General features: G+C 41.4%; 10 protein-coding genes. 6 read left to right on the top strand and 4 right to left on the bottom strand.

Annotation, left to right across the window (positions count from 1 at the left end; all coding sequences use genetic code 11):
• The first annotated feature begins 14 nt into the window (after positions 1–14).
• The 5 genes from hemC (at position 15) to add (ending at position 7,769) form a co-directional block, all read left to right on the top strand.
• A complete protein-coding gene (gene hemC, locus OIZ54_RS19160) occupies positions 15–953 on the top strand; it encodes a hydroxymethylbilane synthase (RefSeq protein ID WP_029773745.1) in 939 nt (312 codons plus the stop codon).
• Positions 954–2,786 (top strand): uroporphyrinogen-III synthase, encoded by a 1,833-nt coding sequence (locus OIZ54_RS19165; RefSeq protein ID WP_264391073.1) that lies wholly within the window; start codon positions 954–956, stop codon positions 2,784–2,786.
• Positions 2,783–3,892, top strand: coding sequence for a heme biosynthesis HemY N-terminal domain-containing protein (locus tag OIZ54_RS19170; protein ID WP_264391074.1), 1,110 nt, complete (start codon positions 2,783–2,785; stop codon positions 3,890–3,892). The genes OIZ54_RS19165 and OIZ54_RS19170 overlap by 4 nt, the downstream gene beginning before the upstream one ends.
• 46 nt (positions 3,893–3,938) lie before the next feature.
• Positions 3,939–6,629, top strand: coding sequence for a CHASE domain-containing protein (locus OIZ54_RS19175; RefSeq protein ID WP_264391075.1), 2,691 nt, complete (start codon positions 3,939–3,941; stop codon positions 6,627–6,629).
• Positions 6,630–6,767: 138 nt separating this feature from the next.
• A complete protein-coding gene (gene add / locus OIZ54_RS19180; protein WP_264391076.1) occupies positions 6,768–7,769 on the top strand; it encodes an adenosine deaminase in 1,002 nt (333 codons plus the stop codon).
• A 46-nt stretch (positions 7,770–7,815) separates the two neighbouring features.
• Here the strand turns inward: add and OIZ54_RS19185 are convergent, their stop codons facing one another.
• The 4 genes from OIZ54_RS19185 to OIZ54_RS19200 all read right to left on the bottom strand — a co-directional run bounded on the left by OIZ54_RS19185 (position 7,816) and on the right by OIZ54_RS19200 (position 11,118).
• A complete protein-coding gene (locus OIZ54_RS19185) occupies positions 7,816–8,232 on the bottom strand; it encodes a CBS domain-containing protein (protein WP_264391077.1) in 417 nt (138 codons plus the stop codon).
• A 162-nt stretch (positions 8,233–8,394) separates the two neighbouring features.
• Positions 8,395–9,108, bottom strand: coding sequence for an NAD(P)H-flavin reductase (fre, locus tag OIZ54_RS19190; protein ID WP_054983722.1), 714 nt, complete (start codon positions 9,106–9,108; stop codon positions 8,395–8,397).
• 103 nt (positions 9,109–9,211) lie between these two features.
• Entirely contained in the window at positions 9,212–10,678 is a 1,467-nt protein-coding gene (ubiD, locus tag OIZ54_RS19195) for a 4-hydroxy-3-polyprenylbenzoate decarboxylase (protein WP_024032061.1), read from the bottom strand.
• Between the two features lie 146 nt (positions 10,679–10,824).
• The gene (locus OIZ54_RS19200) at positions 10,825–11,118 is read right to left on the bottom strand and encodes an MliC family protein (protein ID WP_024032060.1); all 294 of its coding nucleotides are present in this window, start codon (positions 11,116–11,118) and stop codon (positions 10,825–10,827) included.
• Positions 11,119–11,251: 133 nt separating this feature from the next.
• On the opposite strand from OIZ54_RS19200, the gene OIZ54_RS19205 reads away from it, so the two are divergent.
• Positions 11,252–12,157 carry a DUF808 domain-containing protein gene (locus tag OIZ54_RS19205; protein ID WP_248452084.1) on the top strand — a complete coding sequence of 302 codons (906 nt, stop codon included), beginning with the start codon at positions 11,252–11,254 and terminating at the stop codon, positions 12,155–12,157.
• Positions 12,158–12,191 lie beyond the last annotated feature (34 nt).

Below are 12,191 nucleotides of genomic sequence, written 5' to 3' on the forward strand. Positions count from 1 at the left end.
ATTTGGATACCCCTATGACAGAAAAAACAAAGTTAGTACGCATTGCAACCCGTAAAAGTGCTTTAGCGCTTTGGCAGGCTGAATTTGTAAAAGCACAGCTTGAGCATTTTCATGCTGATGTGCGCGTAGAATTAGTCCCTATGTCTACTCAAGGGGATATTATTTTAGATACACCGCTTGCTAAAATTGGTGGTAAAGGCTTGTTTGTTAAAGAACTTGAGCAAGCAATGTTAGATGGCCGCGCGGATATAGCAGTGCATTCAATGAAAGATGTACCCGTAGAATTTCCAGAAGGCTTAGCACTGCACACCATTTGTGAGCGTGAAGACCCGCGCGACGCGTTTGTATCAAATAACTTTGCCAATTTAAGCGAATTACCACAAGGCGCTGTAGTCGGTACTTCTAGCCTTCGTCGTCAGTGCCAAATTAGAGCTTTGCGCCCTGATTTAGTCATTAAAGACTTACGTGGTAATGTTAATACTCGTTTAGCTAAGCTAGATGATGGCCAGTACGATGCGATTATTTTAGCTGCAGCCGGACTGCTACGTTTAAAAATGGACGAGCGTATTGCTGATTATATTGAGCCTGAGGTATCTCTACCTGCTAACGGACAAGGTGCTGTCGGCATTGAATGTCGTATTGACGATGAAGTAACAAAAGCCTTACTGGCCCCACTTGAGCATACCCAAACACGTATTCGTGTAAATGCAGAGCGTGCTATGAATCGTCATTTAGAAGGTGGCTGCCAAGTACCAATTGGTGCCTACGCATTAGTTGATGGCGAGCAAGTGCATTTACGCGGCCTCGTGGGCGCAGTAGATGGTAGTGAAATTTTACATGACGAAGTAACCGGTCATATAAATGATGCAGAAGCTATCGGTGTGCAGCTTGCTAAAAAGTTATTAGCGCAAGGCGCCGACAAAATATTAGCAGAAGTATATAGAGACGCATAAATGACACATATCCTGATAACTCGGCCCGAAGGAAAAGGCGCAGCCCTTGCTCAGCAACTTGAGCAAGCGGGTTATCAGGCGTCATTATTTCCTGTTTTAAAAATATCCTACCTTACGCCTTCTACTACCGAGCTAAGCCCGTTAATTAATGCCGATAAAATTATTTTTATCTCTCAAGATGCCGTTACTGCCCTTGCGCAATTAAAGCCAACAATAAATACCAAAGCACAATTTTACGCAGTAGGGCAGCAAACTGCAGATACTATTTATGCGTTATTTGGCGTGCGAGCAGCAGTGCCTAAACTACATGATTCTGAAGGGTTATTGGCGCTAAACTCGTTAGCTGAGGTTGATGGTAGCAATATTGTATTAGTAAAAGGCCAAGCGGGGCGCCCAGATATTGCCAAAACCTTAAAGGCGCGTGGGGCATTTTTAAATAACTGTGTGGTATACAAGCGCGAGCCAATAAGCGCTGAAAAAACCAACTGGACAGACCACTGGCAAAGCCTGAAAGTACAAGGTATAGTCATAACCAGTAATGCAGCAGTTGATGCAATATTTAATAACCTGACTGAACAACAGTTACAGTGGTTACAACAGTGCCGATTTTATGTTGCTAGCGAGCGTATAGCCGCTTATTTACAACAGCAACAGGTAAGCTCGGCTAATATACACATTGCCGCAGGGGCAAGCGATACCGCTATGTTTTCCTGCATAAAACAGCAAGGTAGCAAGATGAGCGAACAGTCAAAGCCAGTAACGGCAGATAACACACCAACCACTAAGGCAGCGGCCTCTGCACAAAAAAAAGAGGCAGCTAAAGCACACAGTAAACCACATAACGATAAGCAAAAAATAAGTAAATTAGCGTTATTAGCGCTGATCATTTCGCTTATTGTTGCCTGTGGTGTGGGGTATGAGTTTTACCAAAAACTCAATGCAGGTAAAGCCCAAAATGTAGCTGTTAATGAACTAAAAGAAGAAAACGCGTTATTGTCACAAGAGTTACAGGCGCTCAAGTCTGCGCAATCTAATCTTCAGCAAGCATTGTTCAATAGTGAGCAAAAAGTGGCAGCTGCGCTTAATGAAAGTGCAGAGAACAACCAGCAACAATTAAAAGCAGCATTGCAACAAGCTCAGCAGCAAGGCGCTTCACTAAACCCGCAAGAAGTAACCAGCTTACAACGTATGGCTGAGTTTAAACTGTGGGCCGAAAAAGATTACCAAGGTGCCAGCGCTGTACTTAAACGCTTAGATGCCTTATTGAGTGAACACCCAGGTACTGTTGCAGTTCGCCAAGCAATAACACAAGACATTCAAACACTAGATAGCTTAAAACCTATCCCAACAGAAGCCATTTACTTAAAACTTAATAGTGTGTTATCAAACATAGATAACCTTGCATTTAATGCCGTTAACATACCCCAAGAAGCAACAGAAATTGAAAAAAATGCCTTGAGTGAAGATGTAAGCGATTGGCAGCAAAACCTAAGTAATAGCTGGAATAAGCTAGTTGATAGCTTTATTACTATTCGCCAGCACGAAGGGGTTGCTATAGAGCCACTGCTAACCGATCAGGAGCGCCACTTAATTAATCAACGTATTAAATTAAATGTGACGCAAGCTCAAGATGCATTAATGAGCAAGCAAGCTAGCATTTATTTTAGTGCCATAAGTGAGGCAAAGCGTCTTGTTAATGAGTACTTTAAACAAGATGACGAGGCGACAAAAGTGGTTATAAACGCACTAACTAGCCTAGAAAAAGAGCCATTAAACTTTAACCCTGAAGTAAACCTACAAAGTACACAGCAGGTTAAGGAGTGGGCGCAATGATAGGGCTTATAGTATTAATTGTTGCGATTGTTTTAGTTTTAGCGATTACGCCATTTGTACTGGATGAAAAAGGCTATGTGCTGATCTCGTTTAACAACACCACGATTGAAGGCACGATTGTATCGTTTTGTATTATGGCGGTAATTAGTGCAACTATTTTGTTTTTAACTTACAAATTAGTGCGCTATTTATTGTCGATTTATCATAATACTAAACATGGTTTTTTTGCGCGTAGCGAAGAGCGAAAGCAAGCAGCTATAGAGCAAGCCTTATGGAGTGCGATAAACGATGATTACGAGCATGTAGAGCAAACGTTATCAGGTAATAGTGTACCCGGTAAGTTTGAAGATATACGCTTAGCGCTATTAGCAAAAGCAGCGCTTGCTAATAACCAAACCGACAAAGCACTAGAGCGTTTATTTGAAATTAGCCCAGAGCAGCAACTTAACGTTGCTAAACTTTGGATAGCCAGTGGCGATAGCAGCGCAATAGAATCGCAAATGCGTGCTAACAGCGATTCAAAAAAAGCGACACCACTTGAGCTTAAGCTATACGCCGAAGTACTTGTACAGCAACAGCACTTTAGTGTACTTGAAGACTTTTTACCGCGTTTACTTCGTAAAAAAGTCCTCAACGATGCGCAGTGGACGCAGCTGTTTAATGCCTATTTTAATGCACAAGCTAGCGATAAAATCACTGAAAAATATAAAAAACTTCCTAAAAAGCTACAAGCTCATGCTAATACAGCTTACTTAATGCAAATGGCTAAAGTGGGTCAGTTAAGTGCGATTGAAAGTGACTTAATTAAAATGGTGAAGCACGACGAGCAACATACTCAGCTGGCTAATATATTAAGTAACGCCACCTCTGCAGAGGCTGTAAAGCTTCAAAGTAGTATTCAAGAGCGCCTGAAAAAAGATGATGCAAACAACGCATTATTACTCTCGCTTGCGTGTTTAGCTAATGCTCAAGGCGATTATGAGTTAGCCGCAAAGGTTTTTGATAAAGCCTTGAATATCGAAAACAAAAAGCAATTTGCTCAGCAAGCAGCGCTTAGCTATAAAAATACCGCACAAGCCAATAAAGCACTCGTTTTGTATCAATAAAGGCTACACTTATACTTTTGCAGCTTTGATATTCGGGAGCATTGGGTTGAAACACTTTTTCATTGTCACTGTAAGTTTTGCGTGCGCTTACTTTTTTACCGGATATTTCAGTAATTTACTATTAGCGATAGATGGCTACGCAGTGGCTGTGTGGCCGCCATCGGGAATTGCGCTTGCTGGCTTTTTAATTTGGGGCAGAAAGAGCTTACTAGGTATTGTTTTAGGGGCTTTTTTTACTAACCTCATTCATTTAGAAAGCGCCTCAGCGATATTTCAGTTAAGTGTATTTATGCATGCTGCGGCTGTTACCTTTGCTGCTACTTTACAAGCATGGGTAGGTAGCCAGTTGGTCACTAAAGTGATTAAAGCACCACTCGACTTATCTTCTTTAAAGCACTGTATTCAAAGCCTAGTTGTTGCCGGCCCATTGTGCTGTGTTATAGCTGCAGGGGTAGGCACCAGCTTATTAATTTTTAATGGCGTTATTGTGTCTCAAGCCGGTTGGGATACGTTTATAGCGTGGTGGATAGGCGACAGTATTGGGGTGCTTGTTTTTACTCCGCTTATGCTAGCGGCATTTAACTATTCACAGGTAAATTATCGTCTACAAGTTATACTGCCCTCACTGTTAATTTATATGGTTATAAGTATTAGCTTTTATGGCGCGGCCAGTGTAAAAAAAGAAAAAAACATTCAAAAAGAAGAGCTGAAAATATTAGCCACTCAAGATGCTATCAACAATAAAATTAACGAAATAACCGCACACCTCGCCTTACTGGCGACCTTTTTTTCTAGTAGTGACGATGTGAGCTTTAGTGAATTTAAGCAGTTTACTTCTAAGCAGCTTAGTTACAGCGAAGAAATTTTAGCATTTGAGTGGGTGCCCTACTTACCAAGTGAAAACTTAGCTCAGTATATAGAGGCTAATAACAACACCGAGCTGGCTAAATATAGCTTAAAAGAAAGAGCAAAAGATGGCAGTTGGCAGGCCGCACCCCCACGAGATTTTTACTACCCCGTACAATACGCACATCCTTTGTCGGGAAATGAAGACGTAATTGGCTTTGATCTTGCCTCAAATGAGGTAAGGCGATCTGCATTAATAAAAGCAAAAGTGTTAAATGAGTTGGTGATCAGTGAGCCAATAAATTTAGTGCAAAACGAAGCTGAGCGCGGCGTGTTGTTTTTTCATCCGGTGTTTGGCAACAATATTACCGAAGACGATTTTAAAGGTTTTGTGGTAGCCGTTGTTAGTTTAGAAAGACTATCTAACGCGGTGTTATTTGATCAAAATAATGGCGTTGCAGTGAGCTTTACAGACACCACAACAGAGAATAATGCACAGCCTATTTTTATTGCCGATCACCAGCAACTATTGCCGTTAAAAGACTATAAATTATTGGTAGGTAAGCGGGTGTGGCAGGTGGAGCTGCATCAGCCACTGCAACGAGAGTCATGGTTAGTTTACTGGCTTGCGCAAATAGCCGGCATGTTATTTGTTTGGCTGCTTATTACCTTTTTAATATCGGTAACGGGTACCAATATTCGTATACGTGAGCAGGTAGCAAAACAAACTAAAATTTTACGCTTAGAAAAGCAAAAGGCCGATGAAGCCAATGAAATAAAAAGCCAGTTTTTAGCAAATATGAGCCACGAAGTTCGCACGCCTATTAATGGTATTAAAGGGCTGCATTATTTAGCCCTACAGCAAAACGATTGGCAGCAAGCTCGCAGCTATATTGAGCAAGCAGATGGGGCACTGGGCGTACTGCTAAGAGTATTAAATGATGTGCTCGATTTTTCTAAAATGGAAGCAGGTAAACTTGATTTAATTCAAGAGCCAATTGATGTAGGCACACTCAGTGAAGAAGTGGCTAATTTGCTGCAGTTTGATATAGAAGCAAAGTCGCTAGAATTTATGCTTGATTACGATAAATCAAGTAACTTGGTTATCAACACCGACCCAATACGCTTAAAACAAGTTTTGCTAAACCTAATCAATAATGCCATTAAGTTTACGGCTAAAGGCAGCATCACGCTTAAAGTGTGGCAATCTAAAAAAATGACTTACTTTAGCGTTAATGATACCGGTATTGGTATTAGTAAAGAGGCGCAAAAACAGCTCTTTAAACCGTTTGCACAAGCAGATAGTTCTACCTCGCGTCAATATGGCGGCACGGGCTTAGGTTTAAGTATATGCAAAAAGCTTGTAGAGTTGATGGGCGGAGAAATTGATTTAATAAGCCACGAAGGGCACGGTTCTACGTTTACTTTTAGCCTGCCAATTTATTCGCCACTACCAAAGGCTGAGCAAATAAAGCAACAATATGATGAGATAGATGTTAGTACGCTTTCTTTTGCAGATTATAAATTATTGCTTGTTGAAGATAACCCATTAAATCAGCACGTCGCGAGCGCTATTTTAAAAACCAAAGGGTGCGTTGCTGATATTGCTAATGATGGTTTTGAGGCGATTGAAAAGCTGACAGAGCATACCTACGACATTGTGCTTATGGATATACAAATGCCAAAAATGGATGGCCTTGAAGCCACGCGAGTTATTCGTAATGAACTTGGTTTGTTTGACCTACCTATTATTGGCTTATCTGCTAATGCCCACGATGACGATGTTAAAAAAGCAGTTGCCAGCGGTATGGATAATTATATTACTAAACCCATTGAAGCAAATACCTTATTTAAAACACTCTGGCATCACTTAGCTCATCAAAATAAGTGAACAAAAACCTAATTTTGTTCACTTTTTGAGTAAAAAGCAGACATATGACCGCTAATATTTACTTTAACTGCTCTACACTTGAAAAATAACTGTACCTGCGTATCATGCGCGCAATTTTAACCTAACCGAGTCGCTATTATGATAAATAAAAAATTACCTCTGCTAGATATTCATCGTCATTTAGATGGCAATGTACGTGCGCAAACCATACTAGAGCTTGGTCGACAGTTTAATATTACGCTACCTGCTGATAACGTAGAGGCGCTTATCCCTCATGTGCAAGTTATTGATCCTGAGCCTGATTTAATGGCATTTTTGCAAAAGCTCGACTGGGGTGTAACGGTACTGGGCGACTACGACGCCTGTAGACGCATTGCAGTTGAAAACATAGAAGATGCTCAAGCGCAGGGACTTGATTATGTAGAGCTTCGCTTTAGCCCGTATTATATGGCACACAGCCAAGGTTTACACCCGCAAGGGGTGGTTGAGGCCGTGGTTGATGGTATTAAATCGGCTACTCAAGGCGCAAATATTAAAGCAAACTTAATTGGTATTATGTCGCGTACTTACGGTGTTAAAACTTGCCAGCAGGAGCTTGACGCATTACTTGCCTTTAAAAATGATTTAGTGGCGATTGATTTAGCCGGAGATGAAATTGGTTTTCCGGGAGAGCTTTTTGTCGAACAATTTAAGCAAGTAAGAGACGCTTACCTAGCCGCTACCATCCATGCCGGTGAAGCGCTGGGCGCAGCGAGTATTTGGCAAGCCATTAATGAATTAGGTGCAAGCCGTATAGGTCATGGGGTAAAAGCAATTGAAGACCCTAAACTAATGGACTACCTGCGCGATAACCGCATTGGTATTGAGTCGTGCTTAACCAGTAATATTCAAACCAGTACCGTAAACGATTTAGCTAAACACCCCCTTAAACAGTTTTTAGATCACGGTATTTTAGCGTGTATTAATACCGACGATCCGGCTGTAGAGGGCATTGAAATTGAGCATGAATATTTAGTGGCTGCGCCAAAGGCGGGTTTAACACAAGCCGATATGCATAAGGCGCAAGCTAATGCCTTAGAGATTGCATTTTTAAGCGACAGCGATAAAAGCGCATTAACTGCGCTTGCTGCAGCACGTTAAACACGCTTAATACAAAAAATGCCGCTTATTAGCGGCATTTTTTATGTTAGCTTACTTTTGTTTGGCAGCTCACGTAATTATCAAACAGTGCTTTTAATACATCGCTTCGGCCAATCAGCCCTATCACGGTATCACCCTCAACAACGGGGTAGTTTTTTGGCTTTCCTGTTTTCATTTGCTCTGCAAGCTCGATGATGTTGGTATCGCCATTAACGGTTACAACTTCGGTCTGCATAAGCTGCGAAACTTTTACAACGCCATCGCAAAAATAGCTGCTTCGCATTAATGGTTTTAACAGCTCTTGCTCAGATATAAAACCAACCAGCGATTTATTGTCATCAAATACTGGTGCACCTAATAAGTTAAACTTTTGCAGCTCGCTAATAGCGGTGGTCATTTCGGTATTTGGGGTAATATGCGGCAACTTACGTTGCATAAAATCTTTTACTTTTGTATTTAACATTTGGGTCTCTCCCGCTGATGTTCTATACAAAGTATGGTTTATAGATAGGAATTTAGGAAATTGTTTATACTGATTAAAGCAATAGGTTATACCAATTAATATCTTAAATTTGATAGAAATAACAAAGGCGCCATGGGGCGCCTTTGTATTATAAATAAAAATTTATTTTATAAACGCAAATGCGTCAGCGTACATGTTTTCGCGAACAGCGCCGTGAGCAATAAAGTCATCACGGACAATGCCTATCATGTCAAAGCGACCGGCCATATAAATGTCGTAAGGTTCTAACGACACAATATCTTGCATTACTGCTTTGTGTACAAACCCAGTGTGGCCTTGCCAATTAGCAGATGGGTTTTCTACAACAGGAATAAATTTAAAGTGCTCGTTACTCTCTGCCCATGCTTGCATTTCGCTGTGAGCATACAATGCAGACTCTTCTTTAACACCCCAGTAAAATAATACCGGGCGGTCGCATTTAATTTCAGCTAAGTGATCAGCCATTGATTTTGCATAAGAAAAACCAGTGCCGCCAGCCAATAAAATAATAGGGCGCTCGCATTGTAGACGTAGTTGCGATACACCAAGGCCAGCTTCTATATCTACCGGTGTATTATTTTGATGCGCATTACGTAAATGCTCAAGCGATTGCATTGCGTATGAATCGGCTTTAGATGCGCCAATATGAAGCTCTATTTCATCACATTGCGATGGACGACTTGCAATCGAAAATGCGCGCTTGTCTTTTTCGCCAAGTACAAGTTGCATGTATTGGCCAGCTTCAAACGTAACAGGTTGTTGAGGCTTTAAAATTACTTTATGAACAAATTCTGTAAGTGGGCTGATGGCAACAACTTCAGCTTTTAATGTTTGCATTTTTTACCTTTTAGCAGCGTTTACGCAGATATGCAGTTAAGTGGAGCAATATTAACATATCTGCGGGGTTATTTTATAGCCTGTTTATATTCACTAAGCGTGCTTAAAGTATATCGAGGCTTTGCCAAATTTCGTCAACACGATCTTTTGTCGCTTTATCCATGACAATTGGCTCGCCCCATTCGCGGTCGGTTTCACCTGGCCACTTATTTGTTGCATCCATACCCATTTTTGAGCCAAGCCCAGATACCGGCGATGCAAAATCGAGGTAATCTATTGGCGTGTTTTCAATTAATGTGGTGTCGCGCGCAGGGTCCATACGGGTAGTGATGGCCCAAATAACATCGTTCCAGTCACGGGCATTTACATCATCATCGCAAACAATAACAAACTTAGTGTACATAAACTGACGTAAAAACGACCATACGCCCATCATTACGCGCTTAGCATGGCCTGGGTATTGTTTTTTCATGGTTACCACGGCCATACGGTAAGAGCAGCCTTCGGGTGGCAAGTAAAAGTCGACGATTTCTGGAAACTGCTTTTGCAATATAGGCACAAACACTTCGTTTAATGCCACACCTAAAATAGCTGGCTCATCAGGTGGGCGGCCGGTAAATGTACTATGGTAAATTGGGTTTTTACGGTGTGTTAAATGGGTCACTGTCATCACAGGAAAATCATCAACTTCATTGTAATAACCAGTGTGGTCGCCATACGGCCCCTCGGGAGCCATTTCGCCAGGCATAATGTAGCCTTCAAGTACTATTTCGGCGCTGGCAGGGACCTGTAAGTCATTTGAAATAGACTTAACCACTTCGGTTTTACTACCGCGCAGTAAGCCAGCAAAGGCATATTCGCTTAACGTGTCTGGCACAGGTGTCACCGCACCTAAAATAGTGGCAGGATCAGCTCCTAATGCAACCGAAACTGGGTAAGGCTCACCGGGGTTTTCTTTACACCATTCTTGAAAATCGAGTGCGCCACCGCGATGCGATAACCAACGCATAATTATTTTATTTTTACCTAATAGCTGCTGGCGGTAAATACCCAAATTTTGGCGCTTTTTATAAGGCCCTTTGGTAACAGTTAAGCCCCAAGTAATAAGAGGTGCGGCATCTCCAGGCCAACAATGTTGTATAGGCAGCTTAGTTAAATCTACCTCGTCACCTTCTAGAACAACTTGTTGGCACGGTGCTTTTTTAACTTCTTTAGCCGGCATATTGAGTACTTGTTTAAATACCGGAATTTGCCCTAGTGCTTCTTTAATCCCTTTTGGTGGCTCGGGCTCTTTTAAAAAAGCGAGTAGCTTGCCAACTTCACGCAGCTCGCTTACATCTTCTTGGCCCATGCCCATAGCAACGCGTTTAGGTGTACCAAATAAGTTTGCAAGCACAGGCATACTGTGACCTTTTGGGTTTTCGAACAATAATGCGGGGCCTTTAGCACGTAATGTACGGTCGGCTATTTCGGTCATTTCAAGATACGGGTCGATTTCTTGAGTAATACGTTTAAGTTCGCCTTTTTTTTCAAGCAAATCGATAAAGTCACGTAAATCTTTATATTTCATGGTAGGCCGCTACTAAGCAAAAAGTGAAAGTATTATACCCAACTAAACAACAAATGCATGTGCAGTTGTTAAGTCAGTGATAGCGTAAAAACAGGCTATTTATTACGATGAGAAAAAAGAAAAAGTTTAAATCGCGAACGACAAAATTATAAGGCGTCGGCTTGTTGAAGTTGGCAGTGGTATTTATTACCTGAAACAATCAACATCGCTTCATCGGCTTTAGACCAAAATAGCACTCGCTCATTAATATACTTTACCCCTGATGCGCTCGGCTCTTTATTAAGCGTATATGTTTGCTCATTTAAAGTAAGTGTTGCCCCCGCTCCTTGGTGGGCTAATTCTACTACGCGCTCGTTGCATAAGTAGTGGGTACTTTTAGACTCATTACTACAGGCTGATAAAACCAGCATGCTTGTAAAAATAACCACCAATGCTTTCATTTATATCCCCTAAGTAAGTTTGCCATTGATAAAAATCAGTGTGTTTAATCAGCATAACAAAGCAAAATTAACCGTTGGTGAAAATTACGGATTACGCTATGTTGATAGCATTATTTTTTAGCTAGGAAGCAACATGGCAGGCATTAACCTTTTAACATTACTTGATGATATAACCACCTTACTTGATGACATTGCCACAATGAGTAAAGTCGCCACTAAAAAAACAGCCGGTGTACTTGGTGACGACTTAGCACTTAATGCTCAGCAAGTTACAGGGGTTACAGCCGACCGCGAATTACCCGTAGTTTGGGCTGTGGCAAAGGGCTCATTTTTAAATAAAGCCATTTTGGTGCCTGGTGCATTGCTCATAAGTGTATGGCTGCCTTGGTTAATAACCCCGCTGCTAATAATTGGTGGCTTATTTTTATGTTTTGAAGGCGCTGAGAAAGTATTTGCTCGGTTTTTACCTCACCCCGAAAAAGAGGTTGATGAGTCGCAGCAATTAGACCCAGCTGAGTATGAAAAGCAAAAAGTAAAAGGAGCCATACGCACCGACTTTATTCTCTCAGCCGAAATTATAGTGATCACCTTAGGAACGGTTGCAGGTGCCACACTTGTAAATCAGGCGCTTGTACTGTGTGTTATAGCCGTATTAATGACCATAGGTGTATACGGCCTTGTAGCCGGTATTGTAAAGCTTGATGACGCAGGGTTGTATTTGCTTAATCAATCAAAGGTGTCGGCTAATAAATTTAAAGAGATGCTTGGTAAGGGGTTATTAGCTGCAGCGCCAAGGCTTATGCAATTTTTAGCCTTTGCCGGCACGGTGGCCATGTTTTTAGTCGGTGGCGGCATTTTATCCCACGGTATTGAGCTACTACATCATTGGCAATTAGAAGTAATAACCATAGGTAAGTCGTTATTAAATGGCACCGGCGAAACATTAGCCCCCCTTATATTTGACGGATTATTAGGAGTAGTAGCGGGGCTATGCATTGTTATTCTGCATTTAGTTTATACAAAAATATTTAATAAATAGCTGCTGTGTGAATTTTTAGGCTGCGCTTTGTTTT

The organism is Pseudoalteromonas sp. A3 (assembly GCF_025942345.1).
Lineage (GTDB): Bacteria > Pseudomonadota > Gammaproteobacteria > Enterobacterales > Alteromonadaceae > Pseudoalteromonas > Pseudoalteromonas atlantica.

Coding starts and splice junctions, on each gene's coding strand:
- hemC (WP_029773745.1), top strand. CDS start 15: ATGACAGAAAAAACAAAGTTAGTACGCATTGCAACCCGTAAAAGTGCT.
- OIZ54_RS19165 (WP_264391073.1), top strand. CDS start 954: ATGACACATATCCTGATAACTCGGCCCGAAGGAAAAGGCGCAGCCCTT.
- OIZ54_RS19170 (WP_264391074.1), top strand. CDS start 2,783: ATGATAGGGCTTATAGTATTAATTGTTGCGATTGTTTTAGTTTTAGCG.
- add (WP_264391076.1), top strand. CDS start 6,768: ATGATAAATAAAAAATTACCTCTGCTAGATATTCATCGTCATTTAGAT.
- OIZ54_RS19185 (WP_264391077.1), bottom strand. CDS start 8,232: ATGTTAAATACAAAAGTAAAAGATTTTATGCAACGTAAGTTGCCGCAT.
- fre (WP_054983722.1), bottom strand. CDS start 9,108: ATGCAAACATTAAAAGCTGAAGTTGTTGCCATCAGCCCACTTACAGAA.
- ubiD (WP_024032061.1), bottom strand. CDS start 10,678: ATGAAATATAAAGATTTACGTGACTTTATCGATTTGCTTGAAAAAAAA.
- OIZ54_RS19200 (WP_024032060.1), bottom strand. CDS start 11,118: ATGAAAGCATTGGTGGTTATTTTTACAAGCATGCTGGTTTTATCAGCC.
- OIZ54_RS19205 (WP_248452084.1), top strand. CDS start 11,252: ATGGCAGGCATTAACCTTTTAACATTACTTGATGATATAACCACCTTA.